General features: G+C 34.8%; 15 protein-coding genes and 1 pseudogene. 1 reads left to right on the top strand and 15 read right to left on the bottom strand.

All coding sequences use genetic code 11. The features are described from left to right. Positions 1–40: 40 nt before the first annotated feature. From PHF25_03810 to glmS, 7 genes and pseudogenes are all read right to left on the bottom strand, one after another. A complete protein-coding gene (locus PHF25_03810) occupies positions 41–2,374 on the bottom strand; it encodes a hypothetical protein (GenBank protein MDD4527147.1) in 2,334 nt (777 codons plus the stop codon). Further along, positions 2,355–4,736 (bottom strand): hypothetical protein, encoded by a 2,382-nt coding sequence (locus PHF25_03805; GenBank protein MDD4527146.1) that lies wholly within the window; start codon positions 4,734–4,736, stop codon positions 2,355–2,357. The genes PHF25_03810 and PHF25_03805 overlap by 20 nt, the downstream gene beginning before the upstream one ends. Before the next feature lie 45 nt (positions 4,737–4,781). Further along, positions 4,782–5,381: pseudogene (gene purQ / locus PHF25_03800) on the bottom strand (phosphoribosylformylglycinamidine synthase subunit PurQ). A 1-nt stretch (position 5,382) separates the two neighbouring features. Then, positions 5,383–5,631 (bottom strand): phosphoribosylformylglycinamidine synthase subunit PurS, encoded by a 249-nt coding sequence (gene purS / locus PHF25_03795; protein ID MDD4527145.1) that lies wholly within the window; start codon positions 5,629–5,631, stop codon positions 5,383–5,385. A gap of 23 nt (positions 5,632–5,654) precedes the next feature. Then, positions 5,655–6,902: a glutamate-5-semialdehyde dehydrogenase gene (locus PHF25_03790; protein ID MDD4527144.1), complete on the bottom strand. Its 1,248-nt coding sequence runs from the start codon at positions 6,900–6,902 to the stop codon at positions 5,655–5,657. After that, on the bottom strand, positions 6,895–7,686 hold the full coding sequence (proB, locus tag PHF25_03785; protein ID MDD4527143.1) for a glutamate 5-kinase: 792 nt from the start codon (positions 7,684–7,686) through the stop codon (positions 6,895–6,897). The genes PHF25_03790 and proB overlap by 8 nt, the downstream gene beginning before the upstream one ends. Then, positions 7,686–9,518 carry a glutamine--fructose-6-phosphate transaminase (isomerizing) gene (gene glmS, locus PHF25_03780; GenBank protein MDD4527142.1) on the bottom strand — a complete coding sequence of 611 codons (1,833 nt, stop codon included), beginning with the start codon at positions 9,516–9,518 and terminating at the stop codon, positions 7,686–7,688. Before glmS ends, proB begins: the two co-directional genes overlap by 1 nt. Before the next feature lie 504 nt (positions 9,519–10,022). On the opposite strand from glmS, the gene glf reads away from it, so the two are divergent. Beyond that, a complete protein-coding gene (gene glf / locus PHF25_03775; GenBank protein MDD4527141.1) occupies positions 10,023–11,135 on the top strand; it encodes a UDP-galactopyranose mutase in 1,113 nt (370 codons plus the stop codon). A 157-nt stretch (positions 11,136–11,292) separates the two neighbouring features. Here glf and PHF25_03770 read toward each other — a convergent pair whose 3' ends face one another. From PHF25_03770 to PHF25_03735, 8 genes are all read right to left on the bottom strand, one after another. Continuing rightward, on the bottom strand, positions 11,293–13,515 hold the full coding sequence (locus tag PHF25_03770; protein ID MDD4527140.1) for a sodium-translocating pyrophosphatase: 2,223 nt from the start codon (positions 13,513–13,515) through the stop codon (positions 11,293–11,295). 102 nt (positions 13,516–13,617) lie between these two features. After that, on the bottom strand, positions 13,618–14,391 hold the full coding sequence (locus tag PHF25_03765; GenBank protein MDD4527139.1) for a M24 family metallopeptidase: 774 nt from the start codon (positions 14,389–14,391) through the stop codon (positions 13,618–13,620). Positions 14,392–14,871: 480 nt separating this feature from the next. Beyond that, positions 14,872–15,399 (bottom strand): shikimate kinase, encoded by a 528-nt coding sequence (locus tag PHF25_03760; protein ID MDD4527138.1) that lies wholly within the window; start codon positions 15,397–15,399, stop codon positions 14,872–14,874. Continuing rightward, the gene (rph, locus tag PHF25_03755) at positions 15,389–16,105 is read right to left on the bottom strand and encodes a ribonuclease PH (protein MDD4527137.1); all 717 of its coding nucleotides are present in this window, start codon (positions 16,103–16,105) and stop codon (positions 15,389–15,391) included. Before rph ends, PHF25_03760 begins: the two co-directional genes overlap by 11 nt. Further along, positions 16,092–16,568 (bottom strand): hypothetical protein, encoded by a 477-nt coding sequence (locus PHF25_03750; protein MDD4527136.1) that lies wholly within the window; start codon positions 16,566–16,568, stop codon positions 16,092–16,094. The genes rph and PHF25_03750 overlap by 14 nt, the downstream gene beginning before the upstream one ends. After that, complete coding sequence (gene coaD / locus PHF25_03745; protein ID MDD4527135.1) at positions 16,569–17,045, bottom strand: pantetheine-phosphate adenylyltransferase; 477 nt, start codon at positions 17,043–17,045, stop codon at positions 16,569–16,571. An 18-nt stretch (positions 17,046–17,063) separates the two neighbouring features. Continuing rightward, positions 17,064–17,606 carry a 16S rRNA (guanine(966)-N(2))-methyltransferase RsmD gene (rsmD, locus tag PHF25_03740; GenBank protein ID MDD4527134.1) on the bottom strand — a complete coding sequence of 181 codons (543 nt, stop codon included), beginning with the start codon at positions 17,604–17,606 and terminating at the stop codon, positions 17,064–17,066. A gap of 98 nt (positions 17,607–17,704) precedes the next feature. Then, on the bottom strand, positions 17,705–18,124 hold a 420-nt coding region (locus PHF25_03735; GenBank protein ID MDD4527133.1), incomplete at its 5' end, for a peptidylprolyl isomerase.

The raw sequence follows: 18,124 nt of genomic DNA, 5'->3' as shown, positions 1-18,124 counted from the left end.
AAGTGAAAGGTGAAGTGTGAAGAGTAAAGAGGATTTTAATTTATCTAGCGACATCTTGTTGCTCCCATCCATGAAAAGTTGAACCAATGTCGCCAACACTAGTTCCAAAAGTTTGATTAGGAAAAGCATTAACTCTGAACAAAAAGGTATGTTCATGGCTATATTCTCGATATCTATAAATCAGCTCTACGCACCCCATGTCTCTTATTATATCAACAAAAGGCAAACTGTATTGTTTATTAATATAATCCCAAACAAGTTCCGAACGAACTTTCCAGGGTTCATCCTCACCAAAGGAGCGTCCTACTTGAATCCTGTTGTCTCGAACCCTTCCGGCTGTAAGCTCATAGTTCATTCTCCAAATCAAATAATTATCATAATCTTGTTGCAAAGAAACATTGCTTTGTAAATTTTGCCATCTCGAATTTTCATAATCATAACCAGTGAACAAAGACACCGAACTTTTTTTGTCTAGTAAATGCTTAAAATCAAAGTATTCTAAGTCTCTTTTATTGTTGATAAAATCATAACCATCTCGAACCGTCAAAATTGTTTTATCTGTAACTTGGTAAGCAAAAGAGTTATTGAGCCTTTTATTGACATAGGAAGACATTTCATCGAAATAAAAGGGAGAATATCCATTATTATGGTACTGCACATACCTTAAGGTATTTTTAACAGGATTGCCATTAAGGACCTCTAGCTGGTAAGTTTCATTTAAGCCATATTGTTTATCTTGCGTTTCATAAAGATACTGGTCATAGCCGTAATTGGCATTAAATTTTGCAAAAGCTGTGTTAAACATCTCGGCATTAATATCATTTCTGATTAGCAGACGTTTAAACGTCACCTCTCTATTTCCATAAGTATTATCAATGAATCTTCGCTCATGATAATTACCCAAAACTATTGTGGGTGTGTACTTAAAAATTCCACTACTAAAAGTATTAAAGCCTAACTCTGCTTCAGGTATATTCTCCAAGATAGAAATATTATTGTCTCTAGTTACCCTATCTTCATCGAGGTCTAAAAACATATCCGTTCGCAGAGAGATTGCTCTTAAGTTTAAAGGAGCGTTATATAAACTATAGGTCATCCCTAGCTTAGGCTGGAGAGACTCATCACTAGCATTATTGATTCTATCGTTTTTATAAGTAAAATTAGCATTAACCTGTAGATCACTCAAAGGAGAAAAATTGAGATTATTATTGTAATATTGGTATAAATCGTTATTTCCGTATTGGTTTGCAGAATAGTTGAAATTATTATTTATCCCTTTAGTTAAAGTATTAACGCTGAAGTTCTGCCTAGTAGCTCCAGTATTTGAATATGTGTCCTTGTTGTATTGCATACTGTTTTTGATATCACCAATATTGCCTTGCCAAGTGTATTTCTCATTCTTCTGGGAATATTCTCTATTCTCTTTGTTATAAGCATAAATGTTTCCAATATCCTTATTAGAATAGTTAAGGTATCCATCAGTAAATTTGTCAAATCCACCATATGTTCTATGCATGTTTCTTTGCTGAAAACCATATTTGATTGTTTCATCTGGTAGTTTTATGGACTGGTCCCATTTCAAGGCATAATGATCTGCATCAATAAAATAAAGATACGCAGTAGATGGGTCAAGGCGATTTTTTCTAATACTAGCATGAAGGCCAAAACCCCAGCCTAGCTTTTCCAGATGATCTATATAAATTAAGGTACTCAAGTCATTGTTTACATAATAATTGATAGCGGTTTTGATATAATCGCCTTCCACTAAATTTGTTCCAATAATGGGAAACAATAAAACTGGATTGGCATAACCTAACTTAAACTCATAATAAGGAGAATAAAACACTGGCACTGCACCAGAGTGGCAATAAACGTCATAGCCTATAATTTTGTCATTTGGGTAAAACTTAAAGCGCTTAGCGTCTACAACATAATATTGCTTATTGTAAGGACAGGTGGAAAAAGAGGCATCGGTTCCATTAAAGACTCCTTTATCCATGTTAATAGTTTTGCTAGAAAAATACACAGGTGTTTCCAGCTCTATGGGGTTTAAAGTTGCGGAAAATGCGGAAAAAGTTAACTGGTCCTGAACTAATTTGTAAACAACTACATCAGTATCAAATCTATGTCCCTGATAAATAACATCTATTCCACCTAATGCATAAAACTCGTTGGTTCTTGTGTCGATCTCGGCATATTGGGAATTTAAGGTTATCTCTTGATAATTTAACTGAACATTGCCAGAAGCAATTATTAGATAATTACTTATATACCTTAATTCGTCAGCAGAAATGTCTAGTTCACTGGAAAATAATAAAGAATTAGAAACTAAAAAAATAAACAAAAATAAGCATTTAAATAAGGTAGTTAACATCTAACAACCGTTGTGCTGATAGCTCTCTCAAAAGGCCATTTCTCAGATAGATTGTCCAGTATTCCGTAGCTTTTTCTATCTTACCTTGGAAATAATAGACATCACCCAACAGCAAGTATGCTTCATAAAAATCTTCATCAAGGTCTATGAGTTTTTTAATTAAGCTTTTAGCCTCATCGTATTTCTTTAAATGATAAGTAAGAATAAACCCCATATGATAGTAGGCTGCAGTTGAGGCTGATTTCCTGCTTTTTAAAATTCTTTCAAAAATCTTGGAAGCTTCTTGATAGTTTTTCTCTAACAAAGACAGTACGGCTTTATTATTTAAAATATTCTTATGCGATGAATCCATTTGTTCTGCAACCTTTAATCTATCTGAAGCAGAAGCAATCTTGCCTTTCAAAATATCTTCTACGGCTTCATTGTTAGATACTACGCCCATTGAAGACTCAAAATGTTCTTTTTGTTTATTTTTAAGAATGTTCCGGTTAAAAATAACAGTAACTTCTTTTAAATTTAAATCTTTAGCTACAACAACAAGCGATTTGCCAGCCACTTCCAAACATGGACAGTTTTTCAGAAGTTCTTCTCTTTTTTTTGTATTTTCTTTTTGAAAGTCGATTTCTAATATTTTTTGGTATTTTTCCAAGGCAGAATCTATAGAACCTATCAGTTCATAGACTTCAGCTTGTTTTTCTGAAACGATTAAATACTCTGGTGAGGTTTCTACAAATATGTTGGATAGCGATTTCTTTAAACTTCCTATTGCGGAATAATAATTGTTTAGACCTATAAAGGATAATGCCTGATAATAAAACAGCTTATAGTTATTATTACTCTTACTTAATTCTTGTATTTTAATCAGGGCGTCACTATATTGCTTATTCTCTATCATCGATTTAATGTAATCTAATTGAGAAGCGATATCTTGGTCATTTTTTGACCTATTTCTGAAAAAATCTTTTCGAAGAGACAGCTCTAGTGGATATATTTCAGAATACATTTCATATAAACCTTCTTTATTGCTACAAGTTTTTTTTGCTTTTTCATAAGTTTCCCTTAGTGAAACAAAGTCTCTGTTTCCAGCGTGGCTCAGCAACAGTAAGCGGTAAGCGTCTTCTTTGTCTTCACCTTTTTCCAATAATTCGTTAGCAATAAGAATACTTTTATGAAAATTCTCATTCTTCAAATAGGCCTCTGCCATAGTGAGTTTTGCGTAATAGTTTTTAGGGTTATTTTCGATTAATTCTTGGCACTGTTTCAAAACCATAATACTTTTGGTAATATCTGCATTCATAAGTTTTTTCATGTATTGAAGCTCCTCGAAAGTATCTCCTTTAGCATGATAATAATCAGCAAGGTATTGTAATGCTGAAACTTGATTAGGAAAGACAGCAATAATGTCTTTAAGTCCATTAACCGCCTTATCTTCATAAAAAGAATTGGAAATTATTGCCTGATAATCATCTGCTGATTCCGAGAACCGACTGGTCAGCAAATAAAGCTTTGCACGAAGCACTAAAGCGTCCTGCAAATTAGGAGATGAGTTTAAAATAACGTCTAATTTATCCTCAATGTAAACCTTCTTGTCCTCAAACTCTTCGTTCATTTTAATTTGCAATAATTCTAAGGCCTTGGAGTAATATACATGTTGAATATATAAGTCTATAAGCCTCAGATTTAAAGACTCTGGTTCGGCTAAAATATCACGACATTTTTCAATAAAAAAAATAACATCATTATGGCTATTTTTATTAATATTAATTCTTTTTTCAGCATTTTCTGCGGCTTTCAAAGGATTTCCATTTCTGAAATACAAATCCGCCAGCGTTCTTAAATAATTCTCTTTTTCACCATTAACTTCAACCAGCTTTTCATAGATATGAATTGCTTTTGCTACGTTATTGCATTCCAGATAAGCTAAAGCCAGACTATGCGAAATTTCCTCGTCGTGAACTCCTATACTATAAGGTTTTTCAATGTAAGAAATAATTTCAGCAAATTTATTTTGTTTTTTTAAAGTATTGATAAGTTCTTTGTAAATATCTAGATTTAATGGGTCAGACAAAAGTAATTCTTCATAAATAAAAACAGCTTCGGCTGGATTATTTTCTAGACCGTAAAGCTCTGCTAATGCTAGACCTAATTCGGTATCTTTTTCAATTTCTGGATATTTTCTTTCAAATTGTAGAAGCACTTCCGGTATTTCCGTGGGCCAAAGCTTGATTATCCGTTTGTAGTGCTGAAGAGCAGCTGTATATTTTTTCAGACCAAACAAATAATTAGCTGTTTTTTTTAAAGAAGGTAGTGTTTCATAGCTATTTTTAGTCTTTTGCTTATCAATATCGTTGATGATATTCATTGCTTATTTAATATCAAGAATGTTTAAACTCTTCCGGTTCCTAAATAGACACCTTTCCGGATGGGGCATCATCCCCAAGACATTCTTTTGCTTATTAAATATTCCCGCAATATCAGCAACAGAACCATTTGGATTATCTACATAGTTAAAAGCTATTTGGTTATTATCTTTTAAATCTTGTAACCCCTTTTTGTCGATGTGAAAGCGCCCTTCCCCATGGGCAATAGGTACGTTAATTTTTTCATTCAAAGAAAAAGTTTTAGTGAAAGCTGTTTGGTTATTTACAACCTCCAATTCAACGGTTTTGCAAATAAACTTCTGAGAAGTATTCATCAATAGTGCACCTGGTAATAAGCCAGATTCTGTAAGGATTTGAAAGCCATTACAGATACCAATAACATAACCACCATTGTTCGCAAACTTGATAACTTCTTGCATAATCTTAGAAAACTTGGAAATAGCACCACATCTTAAATAATCACCGTAGGAAAACCCGCCTGGTAAAATAATTGCATCTAGACCTTTAGGCAAGGAAGACTCTTCATGCCAAATATAGGTAGCAGTTTCATGTAACTGGTCAGTTACTGCATGATAACAATCAGAGTCACAGTTTGACCCTGGGAAAACAACAACTCCGTATTTCATGTTAGACCCTTTCCATATAAAATTCATATTTTTCAATTACTGGATTGGAAAGAACTTCCTTAGACATTTTCTCAACTTGAGCTCTTACAGTAGCCTCGTCATTGTTGTCGATCATAAACTCAATATATTTTCCTATTTTCATATGAGATAAACCTTTATATCCTAAATGGTCTAGTGAACGGCTAACTGTTTTGCCCTGTGGGTCTAAAACATCGTCCTTTAACATAACTTCTACTTTTACTTTAAACATATTTCCAACTCCTTTTTTATTAACTATTCTCTTACTTGTCCGTCACCCGTAACAACATATTTGTAGGTAGTAAGTTCTTTAAGTCCCATAGGACCTCTTGCATGCATTTTTTGCGTACTTATCCCAATCTCTGCACCAAAGCCAAACTCAAACCCATCTGTAAACCTTGTTGAGGCATTAATCATAATTGATGAAGCATCAACTTTATTGCTAAACAAAGCTATAGATTCTTTATTTTCAGACACAATAGCTTCAGTGTGTCTTGTTCCAAACTTATCTATATGCGAAATTGCTTCGTCCACACTATCAACTATTTTAATAGAAATCTTGTAATCAGAAAACTCTGTGGCATATTCCTTATCAGTTGCAGGAAGTATTTTATCAGAAAATTTCCTTGTTTGAGCACATCCATAAATTTCAACAGCATTTGCAAAATATTCTTTAATAATAGAAGGCAACACTTTATTAGCAACATCTTGATGTATTAATAATGATTCAGCAGCATTGCAAACACTTGGTCGCTGGACCTTAGCGTTGATGGCAATCTGAATTGCTTTGTCTATCTTTGCTGAACTATCAATAAAAACATGACAATTCCCAATTCCAGTTTCAATACATGGAACAGTTGAGGAATTAACCACAGCATTTATTAATCCTGCACCACCTCTTGGTATTACAAGGTCGATATATTGTTTAAGTGTTACTAACTCGGTAACTGTTTCTCTGGAAGTATGTTCGATCAGATTTATCGTATTAAGAGGAAAGCCTGCAGAAACTAATGCTTTATTTAAAACACTTACAATGGCTTTGTTGGAGTTTATTGCCGAAGAAGAACCTCGTAACACTACTGCATTAGAAGTCTTCAATGTGAGTCCTGCAGCATCTACTGTTACATTTGGTCTAGCTTCGTAAATAATTGCTATTACGCCAATGGGAACTCTAATTTTTGAAATATTTAGTCCATTTGGTCTATCCCATTCTTCCATTACTTCATTGATGGGATCTGGTAAATTAATAACTATCTCAAGTCCAACAGCCATATCTTCGATGCGTTGTTCGTTAAGAGCCAGTCTATCTAATAACGCTTTGCCAATATTATCTTTTTCGCCTTGCAGTAAATCCTTCTTGTTTGCTGAAATAATAAGCTGTTGCTGCTCTCTTAGGGCATCAGCCATTGCTTGTAGTCCTTTATTTTTTAGTTCAGTGGAAACAGTTATTAAAAATTTAGAGATTTCTTTTGCTTGTTGGCTTTTTTGTAAAACATCAGACATCGGCACTCTCTCCAATAAAACAAGTTCCACATTCTTGCCCCTCATAGAGGTCTAATAAAATGTTAGGCTGTCTACCGTTGGCGATAATGACATCTATGTGATTTTCTAATAAATATTTAGCTGACTGAACTTTTGACTTCATCCCACCTCGACTAACAGCAGAAACAGAGGCACTGATTTGTGCAATCATTTCATCAGAAACCTTAGTTAATCTTTTAATCTTTTTGGCATCTTCATGCACGCGAGGGTCTAAATCATACAGCCCATCAATATCTGATAAAAAGATTTGCAGGTCAGCTTTCAATAAAACAGCAACCATTGAGGATAAATTATCGTTATCAGAGAATTTTATCTCTTCAACAGCAACCGTATCGTTTTCATTTACTATTGGAACAATTCCCTTTTCCAGCAAAGTATTAAAAGTGTTTCTAGCAAATTCAGCACGATGTTCATCAAGTAAAGCATCTTTAGTTAAAAGTATTTGTCCTATTTTGATGCCTTCTCTGGCAAAAAAATTCTGATAATTTTCCATCAGTACAACTTGTCCAATAGCAGCAGCTGCTTGCTTTTCTTGAATGCTTTTTGGAAGCATACCTAAACCTTCTGTACCATAAGCAATCGCACCAGAGGAAACAATAACTAGGTTTTTGTTACATTTTTTTATTTGGCTAATTTGATGAACTAGGTCTCTTAAATTATTTAAATCAGGTTTTTTATCCTTAGTAGTAAGGATATTCGAACCTATTTTAATTACAACTAATTTTTTTTCTTTAAAATTAACCATCACTCCACCGTTACGCTCTTCGCAAGATTTCTAGGCTGGTCAACATGACAACCCCTAAGTATAGCCGTGTAATAGGCTAATAATTGTAAAGGAATTACCGAAAGTATGGCGGATAATTCTTCCTCACAATCAGGTATATAAATCACATCATCTACTAAATTTTTGATATTTGTATCACCAACCGTTGCAATGGCTATTACTTTGCCTTGTCTTGCCTTTACTTCTGAAATGTTTCCAATAATTTTTTCATAACTTCTTGTTTTAAGAGCAATAACTACAACTGGCATATTTTCGTCAATTAAAGCGATTGGGCCATGCTTCATTTCTGCAGCTGAATATCCTTCAGCGTGAATGTAAGAGATTTCCTTCATTTTTAACGCACCTTCTTGTGCTACATGAAAGCTGATTCCTCTCCCTAAATATAAAAAGCTCTGACTTGTGTAATATTTGCTAGCAATCTTATAAATATGCTCTTCTTTAAGTAAAATTCTTCTGATTAGCTCAGGTATTTCATAAAGTTTAGTTAATAGATTTTTAGCTTCCTCTTTGTTTATTATCCATTTAATTCTTGCTAGAAAAATTGAAAACATATATAAAGCTGTTATTTGAGTAGTAAAGGCTTTTGTTGAGGCAACTCCAATTTCCACTCCTGCTTTAGTATAAATAACTCCGTCTGATTCACGAGCAATTGTACTACCAGGAACATTGCAAATACTAATAATTCTAGCTTTCTTTTGTTTGGCTTCAAGTACAGCAGCTAAGGTGTCTGCTGTTTCGCCAGACTGAGAAATAGCAATTACTAATGTCTTCGAATCAATGATTGGGTTTCTGTATCTAAACTCTGCGGCATACTCAACCTCAACAGGTACTTGTGCAAATTTTTCTAAATAAAACTCTCCAACTAGTCCAGCATGTAAAGATGTGCCACAGGCAGTAATAACAATTCTGTTAATGTTTAATAATTCATTATAATTAATGCCAATAAAGTCAAAATTAACTTTTCCTTCATCAATAAAACAACGGTTTGTTATGGTGTTGATTATTGATTCTGGTTGTTCGTGAATTTCTTTCATCATATAGAAATCATAACTGCCTTTTTCTACGTCTTCAATATTAACAGTACTTCTAATAATTTCCTTCTCAATAACAATTTTTTTGTAATTTTTTACAATTACACTATTGGTAGTAAGGACTGCATATTCGTTGTCATCTAAATAAATAATGTTTCTAGTGTGTTTAAGGATTGGACTAACATCAGAAGCACAGTAGTTTTCGCCCTCGCCAACACCAACCAATAAGGGGCTAGCTTTCTTTGCAAGAAACATTTTAGAAGGCTCATATTCTGTAATACAACAAATAGCGTAAGCTCCTCGCAATCTCTTTATTGCATATAAAAAGGCTTCTTCTACGTTTTTACTTTTTTGGTAACATGCTGATATTAGATGTACGATAACTTCAGAATCTGTTTCAGAGGTAAATTTAAAGCCGTCCTTAATCAAATCGTCTCTAAGCTCTTGATAATTCTCAATAATACCATTATGGACGATGGCTATTTTTTTTTCTTCATCAAAATGTGGGTGTGCATTACATTCGGTTGGAGCACCATGTGTAGCCCATCGAGTATGTCCAATGCCAGTTGTTCCTTTAAGGTTTTTTAAAGTTATTATTGATTCTAAATCAGAAACTTTTCCAGCATTTTTATATATCTCTAGCTTATCACCCATTGTGGCAACACCAATGCTATCATAACCTCGGTATTCTAGTTTCTTTAATCCAGTGAGTATTTTCTCACTAGCTTCACTATCTCCAATATATCCAAATATGCCACACATTTATAACAATCCACCTTTTTTTATATTAACAATAAGATAGAACTATTATAACGTTCAATTGTTCATATCACCATAAGTATTTACCGTTACTTTTCCATGATGAAAAGTAACCAAAAATCTAGAGTGCTTCAATTCTCTTCGTGACTTTTGGGTATTTTTCAAGCCACCCGCCAAGCTGACACTATTTTCTTTATCAATGTCAGAACCTCTGGGAGGGTAATGAGCAATTTTTTTCTAACTATTTTTCATCAAATGGCATGAAAATTACTACAAAGTCATCTCGTTCAGCTTCCGCACTCGGTTGAAAGGCAAAAAAATAACAATCCTTCCCTTTTTAAGGGAAGGTGGACTGTGCGATAAGCACAGCACGGAAGGGTAATATATTTACACCCTTGAGAGAGGGTTAAAGACAGTGTTACTATAGATATAAAAATAATATCCTTCCCTTTTTAAGGGAAGGTGGACTGTGCAAATAGCACAGGACGGAAGGGTAAGGAGTAATCAATGAAAAAAATATTAATAGTTGGAGCGGGAATTAGTGGTGCAACAGTAGCAAATAAATTAGCTAACGCTGGAAAACAAGTAATAGTTATAGATGAAAAGCCCCATATTGCTGGTAATTGCTATGATAAAAGGCAAGAAGGAATAATGGTTCATCAATACGGAGCGCACATTTTCCATACGTCAATTAAAGAAGTTTATGATTTTTTATCTCAATTCACTACTTTCACTGATTACCAACACCAAGTAAAAGCAGTTATCCAAGGCAAAGAAGTTCCTGTGCCCTTTAACTTTAATTCTATTGATATATTATTTGATGAAGCAAAAGCTAAACAACTAAAAGATAAACTTCTAGCACACTACAAATTAGACTCCAAAGTTCCTATCTTAGAGCTTCAGAACGCTGAGGATAAAGACCTGCAGTTCTTGGCTGAATTTGTCTACGAAAACTTATTTTTATACTATACCCTTAAACAATGGGGATTAAGACCAGATGAGCTAGATAAAAGCGTTTCTGGACGCGTTCCTGTCTATATTGGGACAGACGATAGATACTTTCCTTGGGACGCTTACCAAGGGATTCCTTCACAAGGTTATACGGAAATGATTAGGCAGATGTTGGACCAGGAGAACATCGAGCTACAATTAGAAACTAGCTTCAGTTCCAAGAACATGGATGACTTTGAGCATGTTTATTACACAGGCACTATTGATGGTTTTTTTAATTACAAATACGGCGAGTTGCCCTATAGAAGTGAGCGTTTCGAGAATGAGACTGTTGCTAAAGAATATTTTCAGAGTAATTCTGTAATCAATTATCCTAATGAACATGAATATACTAGAATTATTGAACATAAGTATTTCTTAAACAATCAGACAAACAAGACTATTATTTCTTATGAATATCCTGAAGCTTATGAAAAAGGCAAAAACGACCCATACTACCCCATCCAGAGTATGGAAACTACTGCGCTATACGAAAAGTATTTAGCTGAAGCTAACACTTTAGGAAGTATTGCTTTTCTAGGCAGATTAGGTGACTATAAGTATTATGATATGGATAAAGCAGTTAATAGAGCATTGGAAGCTGTAAGAAACTATCCCCCTCTTCACTAACGTTCAGTTTCCCCCTTATAAAGGGGGAATTAAATTCATGAATACATTTGAAAGAAGCAAGGATCCCTCATGGAGGGAGCTCTAAATAATAAAAAGGCCTCTCAAGTTGAGAGACCTTTTCTTGAATCTATTACCTTGCAGTAACTAATTAATTAACTTAATTAATTCCCATTCCTAAAAACTCAGATACCATTGGTGCAAACTTTACAGTTAGACCAGCAAATACGATTGAAACCATAGAAATCAACTTAATAAGAATGTTAAGTGATGGACCTGAAGTATCTTTGAATGGATCACCAACAGTATCACCAATAACTGCTGCTTTGTGGATATCAGAACCTTTACCACCAAGCGCACCAGTTTCAACATACTTTTTAGCATTATCCCAAGCGCCACCAGCATTATTTAACATGATTGCCAGCATGAAACCTGTAGAAAGGCCACCAGCTAACATACCAACAACACCAGCCACACCTAATAAAACACCAACTACAATTGGAGCTATTACTGCTATTAATGAAGGTAGCATCATTTCTCTTTGTGCGCCTTGAGTTGAAATAGCCACACAAGCTGCATAGTCAGGTTTCCCTGTTCCTTCCATAATTCCAGCAATTTCTCTAAACTGTCTTCTAACTTCATCAACCATTGCACCAGCAGCTCTTCCTACAGCTTTCATTGTTAAAGCTGAGAAAAGGAAAGCTAACATAGCACCAATCATCATACCAATCAGAACTTTTGGGTTCATTAGCTGAACTTGGTAATAAGCCATAAAATCAGCTAAGGTTGCTGTTGCAACATCGATCGCTTGACCCCCAACCATAATAGTTGTTTGACCAATGTGCTGTAAGCTTAATCTGATTTCTTCAATGTAGGCTGCCAATAAAGCAAGTGCCGTAAGAGCAGCTGAACCGATGGCAAAACCTTTGCCTGTAGCTGCAGTAGTATTTCCTAATGCATCTAAAGCATCTGTACGTTTTCTAACTTCTTCACCTAATCCAGCCATCTCAGCGTTTCCACCCGCATTATCAGCAATTGGACCATAAGCGTCTGTTGCTAGAGTGATACCAAGAGTTGAAAGCATCCCAACTGCTGCGATACCTACGCCATATAAACCAAGAGAAGGGTTAACAAAACCACCAGAAAAGCCATAAGCAAGCAACATTCCAGCTGAAATTGTTATAGCTGGAAGCATAGTTGATTCCATACCTGTAGCAATACCAGAAATTATTAATGTACCTGGACCTGTTTTAGCAGCTTCAGCTATCCTTCTAGTTGGTTGATAGTCATGAGAAGTATAGTACTCAGTGCCTTGACCAATAATGATACCTGCTAAAAGACCAGTAATAATTGACCAGAAAACTCCAAAATTACCAGGCAATAATTTGTTAACTAAAATTGCACTAGCAATAATGATCATGATTGAACTTAGATAAACACCATTGTTCAAAGATCTTAATAAATCTTTTTGTGTCGCATCTTCTTTTGTTCTAACAAAAAAGATACCAATGATTGAAAAAATAATACCTAAACCTGCAATAATCATTGGGAGAACTAATGAATTCATTTCAAAAGATGTTCCTCTGAAAGCTGCAACTCCTAATGCTGCTGTTGCTAAGATTGAACCACAATATGATTCATATAGGTCAGCACCCATACCAGCTACGTCACCTACGTTGTCACCAACATTGTCAGCAATTGTCGCAGGATTTCTAGGATCATCTTCTGGGATACCAGCTTCAACTTTACCAACAAGGTCTGCACCTACGTCAGCAGCTTTAGTGAAAATACCTCCACCTACTCTAGCAAATAGAGCTTGGGAAGAAGCACCCATACCGAAAGTTAACATTACAACAGTTATTGTAGTGTTATCCATAACTAATCCGAACATTGGTGCTAATACCTTTAAGATAATAAACCATAAACTGATATCTAATAAACCTAGACCAACAACTACCATACCCATAACCGCACCTGCACGAAAGGATACCTGTAATCCTTGATTAAGTGATTTGCTTGCTGCCCATGCTGTTCTAGCAGAAGCGTTTGTTGCTGTTTTCATACCTAAGAAACCAGCTAAACCTGAAAAGAAACCTCCAGTTAAAAATGCAAAAGGAACGATTTTGTTTTGAATCCCTAGACCATAGGCCATTATAGCTAGGACGATTGTCGCTATTACAAAGAAAATTATGACAACTTTATACTGTTGTCTTAGATAAGCCATAGCCCCCTCTCTAACGTATTGAGCTATCTCTTTCATCTTGTCTGTACCCTCGTCTTTGCTCATCAATGTTTTATAAAAGATGAAAGCAAAAATAAGCGCAATGATAGATCCGATTGGAGCAATCCACCAAAGCATTGGAATCTGCACTAAATTTTCCATGTTTTTCCCCTTTCTTTTTTATGTTTTGGACCTCTTTAGTCCTTTTACATTCTGGCCACGTATATTGAACCAAAGAAGCTGTTTTCGGTCAACAATAATTCCTTAATAAATGAAGAAATCTTTAGTAGCTTTGGTAAGATTTATTGAGCCAAATTTTGTTATCAAAATTGTATCTTCTATTCTAAACCCATACTGACCAGGGAAATATAATCCTGGTTCAATCGTTAAAACCATTCCTTCCTCAGGACAAATATCTATTGGACAATCTTGATTTACAAACGGCGCCTCATGAATATCTCGGCCCAAGCTGTGACCCAAACTATGTTGAAAATAATAATGTAAATCCCTTTTTTCAAAGTAACGAACAGCTCCTTTATGAATATCTACTAAAGGCATGCCTAACTCTAAAGACTTAACTGCTTTTTTTTGTGCTTTTTTTACTATTTTATATCTTTCATACATTTTGGAAGAATATTTACCGTTATCTTTGCACAGATAAACTACTCTCGAAAGATCAGAACAATAACCTTTATACTTTACACCCATATCAAACTGCACAACATCTCCTTCCCTAATAATCCTATCGGAAGGCGTGCTATGAATAAAAGAAGAATTAGGCCCAGAACCAACGATGGTAGGAAAGGCTAGTTTCTTGTCTGCTCCATATTGTTGGGAATAATCATAAATTTTTTTGGCTATTTCTTGTTCAGTAACACCAGGCTTTAAGTCGTTATTTATTATCTTTTCATAAATAAAGCTAGTCAGTTGACAGGCTTTGTAGATGTTGTTGATTTCTTCTTTTGTTTTAATTTTAATACTTTTATTGTAATGGCTTAAAAACCATTTTTTGAATTTGTGCATATTTTGGTGAGTCATCTTATTAGATAGTTTACAGTATCTGGCAACTAGTTTCCAGTGTCTAGATTGTAGCTTAAAGCAAAAAATTAAAGCTTTTAACTAAAACCATAAATAAACCAAAAACCCAAATGACAAAATCCAAATAAATCTTTAAATCTTAAATAAAAAAATATATTTCTAAAATTTCTTGAATATAGAGCAAGCCATTCCCGCGCAGGCGGGAATCCATTCCATTAACTAATATTTTCAGCAAGCATATTATAATAGAAACGAATACTAGATTCCCGCCTACGCGGGAATGACACTTGTAGCTACACGGGAATGACACTTGTAGCTACACGGGAATGACACTTGTAGCAGCGGGAATTGTACGATGTGCCAAGTTAAATTAAAGATTAAACAGATAAACCAGTCTTCGTAAGCCTACGCCAAAGGCGCACAAGTTAGGCTTACTTCGCCATGGCAGGCCAGCGACGAAGTCGCATAAACAAATAAACATTAAGTTAATAACTTATACTCTTTCAGAATCTCATCCGCGCATTCTTCGGGAGATAATCTGTCAGTATTGATTATTACATCAGCAGTATCTTTGTATAACTCAAATCGAGCTGACATCATGCTTTCTATCTTCTGGATAATTTCTTCTTTGGATTTATTTGTATTGATTAAAGGTCTATTTTTGTCATCCTTTATTCTTTCAAATATTGTTGTAGCTGTAGCATATAGCCAAAAGACAGTTCCTGACTCTTTTAATAATTCTCTATTTTCTTCTTGCAAAACAATTCCACCACCAGTAGAAACGACTTGTTTTTCATAAACCAAATTATCTTTTAAAAGCTTGGACTCTATTGTACGAAAATATTCTTCACCGTCAGAGGCAAAAATTTCTGATATTTTTCTTGATTCTTTATCTTCTATTCTTTCGTCAAGATCCACAAGTGAAAACCCATTAAGGCTACAAACTTTTTCAGCAACAGTAGTTTTGCCACTGCCCATGAAACCAATAAGAATTATATTATTTTTCACCACGTTGTATTTTGAAAATCTCACTCAGACCATTAGAAGCTAAGCTATACAGCTCATCTAAAATTTCTTTAGAGAAAGGAGCGTTTTCTCCCGTGCCTTGAATTTCGATTAATTGGTTATTGGCGGTCATAACAATGTTCATATCAACATCTGCTCTAGAATCCTCTGTATAACAAAGGTCTAACATAGGCTGACCTTTAATAACACCAACACTAATTGCAGCGACTTGTTGCTTAATAGGATTTTTTTCAAGTTTCTTTGTTTTAAGACCGTTTTGGACTGCATCATAAAGAGCAACCCAAGCTCCAGTGATAGCGGCAGTTCTAGTGCCTCCATCTGCTTGGATTACATCCGCATCAAGGGTAATAGTTCGTTCTTCCATATCCTTGAGGTTAACAGCCATTCGTAAGGAGCGACCGATAAGCCTTTGAATTTCCATGGTTCTGCCACCGACACTGGCTCGTTCTCTTTTCATTCTAGTATTGGTCGAAGCAGGAAGCATGCCATATTCAGCAGTTAGCCAACCTTCGCCTTTTTCTTTCTGAAAAAAAGGAGCATTTGTTTCGATAGTTGCAGTAACTATAACTTTAGTATTCCCACATTCCACAAGCACGGAGCCATCAGGATGTTTTAAGTAGTTTCTAGTAATTTTGATTGGTCTAAGTTCGTTGTGTTTTCTTCCGTCTTCTCTTTTAATCAATGTCATTATCCTCCATTTTTTCTGAATAGAATGCTGTTTTATCCATTCTTTCTTGTGTCATATCTATAATTGTATCTAACTTCACCAAACGTCCTTTACATTTAGTTACTGCTAGCTTCAAATTCTGTAAAACCTTTTGCGAAAAATCGTCTATTTCCTTTTTTATTTCCATTGCTTCGCTTCTAGCATCTTCAATGATTTGTTTAGCTTCCACATCCTCGTATTGGTCTGCTAGTCTCTTGTTTTTATACAATTGAGGTTTTTGATTATTTAAATCAACTATTTGATTATCTTCTAGATTTGCCTTTAATGCTTGATACTTTTCATTAATCATTTTTTTGACAACATCAATAACGTCAATTACCTCTTGTTTATCAACTAATATAATATTGGGATTGCTATTAAAAAGAGGCTTCTTGCCCTGTAATATTTTGGCTTCTAATTCATCTAAAAGTTCTAATATTTCCATCTATTTTCTCCGTCTTTGTTCAAGTGCTTCTCTTACATTATCAGGCACAAGTCCTTTTATGTCACCACCATTTAGAGCAATTTCTTTAATCAAAGAAGAACTAAGGTAAGAATAATTATGGCTAGTCATCAAGAACACTGTTTCTATGTCTTTACTTAGTCTTCTGTTACCTAAAGCAAGCTGAAACTCTTGCTCAAAATCGGACATTGCTCTAAGTCCTCTAATAATAATAGTCGCATTATGCTCAGTACAGGCATTTATTAGTAAACCTTCGAAATGAGCCACTTTAACATTTGGCAAATTTAGTTCTTTTAAAAAATTAACTCGTTCCTCTATCGTGAAAAAACCCTGCTTTGCAGGATTATGTGCGACGACAACAACTAATTCATCAATAACCTTTAGTGCTCTTTTAATAATGGATAAATGTCCATTGGTGATGGGGTCAAAGCTTCCGGGATAAACTGCAATCTTTTTCATTACTACCTCTTAAAATATTTATTTGTTGATATGTTCAAACAAAGTTAATTTAGAATAACCATATCTGTACTCTTTAATAAAACAAAACTGACCGATTTTTTCTGGGAAAAAAGTGTTTTTTGCTGTTTCAAAAACAATTACTCCCTCTGGGGCTAGTATATCAAAATTAGAGATAGCCAGCAATAAATCATCTTTTTGAGCATAATCATAAGGTGGGTCGATAAAAATAATATCAAAAGCTTCGTTCTTTTCCGCTAATTTCTGAATAGCCACAAGACAATCGTTTTTAAAAAAACTAGCGTTTGTTAAGCCAATAGTTTGAGCATTTTTTATTGCCATCCGAACGTCTTTGTCCACACCTGTTAATTCACCAGCACCACTACTAAGCAATTCAAAACCAACAGCACCAGAGCCACAAAAAAGGTCTAACACCTTAGCTTTCTTTAATCTACCATAAAGGATTGAGCATAAGGCCTCTTTGGTTTTACCAGTTGTTGGCTTGGTTATGGCTTCATCTGCTAGAAGTTTTTTACCTTTATATTTTCCTAAAAGGATATGCATTAGGAAAGACCAATGTTGAGTTGCTGATTTGGTGAGTTGTTGAGGCGACTTTGTTGCTGTTTATTTGTTTTAGATGAAGAAATCCTTGAACACATAAACTATTTGCTTATTATTTGAATTTCTTTTAACACAACCGGAACAATAGGCTTGTCAGCTTTATCTCTTTTAACATTGCCTATTTTATTTACTATATCCATGCCGTCTACCACTTGTCCAAAAACTGTGTGTTTTCCATCAAGCCAAGGTGTTGGAATATGTGTAATAAAAAACTGACTACCATTGGTGTTAGGTCCGCTGTTAGCCATGGATAATTTCCCCGACTTATCGTGTTTTAAGGCGTCGTTAAATTCATCATTAAATCTGTAGCCAGGACCACCTCTGCCAACTCCTAAGGGATCTCCGCCTTGAATCATAAACCCAGGAATAACACGGTGAAAAACTGTATTAGCATATAAAGGAGTATCTTCCACTTTCTCTCCAGATGTAGGGGAAAACCATGCTTGTGTTCCAGTTGCTAG

The sequence above is a fragment of the Candidatus Margulisiibacteriota bacterium genome, from assembly GCA_028706105.1.
In the GTDB taxonomy this organism is placed as follows: domain Bacteria; phylum Margulisbacteria; class Riflemargulisbacteria; order GWF2-35-9; family DYQY01; genus DYQY01.
This window is presented reverse-complemented; position numbering and strand designations above follow the sequence as displayed.

Bases quoted from the DNA above. Each gene is read 5' to 3' on its own strand.
- PHF25_03810 (MDD4527147.1), bottom strand. From the start codon at position 2,374: ATGTTAACTACCTTATTTAAATGCTTATTTTTGTTTATTTTTTTAGTT.
- PHF25_03805 (MDD4527146.1), bottom strand. From the start codon at position 4,736: ATGAATATCATCAACGATATTGATAAGCAAAAGACTAAAAATAGCTAT.
- purS (MDD4527145.1), bottom strand. From the start codon at position 5,631: ATGTTTAAAGTAAAAGTAGAAGTTATGTTAAAGGACGATGTTTTAGAC.
- PHF25_03790 (MDD4527144.1), bottom strand. From the start codon at position 6,902: ATGTCTGATGTTTTACAAAAAAGCCAACAAGCAAAAGAAATCTCTAAA.
- proB (MDD4527143.1), bottom strand. From the start codon at position 7,686: ATGGTTAATTTTAAAGAAAAAAAATTAGTTGTAATTAAAATAGGTTCG.
- glmS (MDD4527142.1), bottom strand. From the start codon at position 9,518: ATGTGTGGCATATTTGGATATATTGGAGATAGTGAAGCTAGTGAGAAA.
- glf (MDD4527141.1), top strand. From the start codon at position 10,023: ATGAAAAAAATATTAATAGTTGGAGCGGGAATTAGTGGTGCAACAGTA.
- PHF25_03770 (MDD4527140.1), bottom strand. From the start codon at position 13,515: ATGGAAAATTTAGTGCAGATTCCAATGCTTTGGTGGATTGCTCCAATC.
- PHF25_03765 (MDD4527139.1), bottom strand. From the start codon at position 14,391: ATGACTCACCAAAATATGCACAAATTCAAAAAATGGTTTTTAAGCCAT.
- rph (MDD4527137.1), bottom strand. From the start codon at position 16,105: ATGACATTGATTAAAAGAGAAGACGGAAGAAAACACAACGAACTTAGA.
- PHF25_03750 (MDD4527136.1), bottom strand. From the start codon at position 16,568: ATGGAAATATTAGAACTTTTAGATGAATTAGAAGCCAAAATATTACAG.
- coaD (MDD4527135.1), bottom strand. From the start codon at position 17,045: ATGAAAAAGATTGCAGTTTATCCCGGAAGCTTTGACCCCATCACCAAT.
- rsmD (MDD4527134.1), bottom strand. From the start codon at position 17,606: ATGCATATCCTTTTAGGAAAATATAAAGGTAAAAAACTTCTAGCAGAT.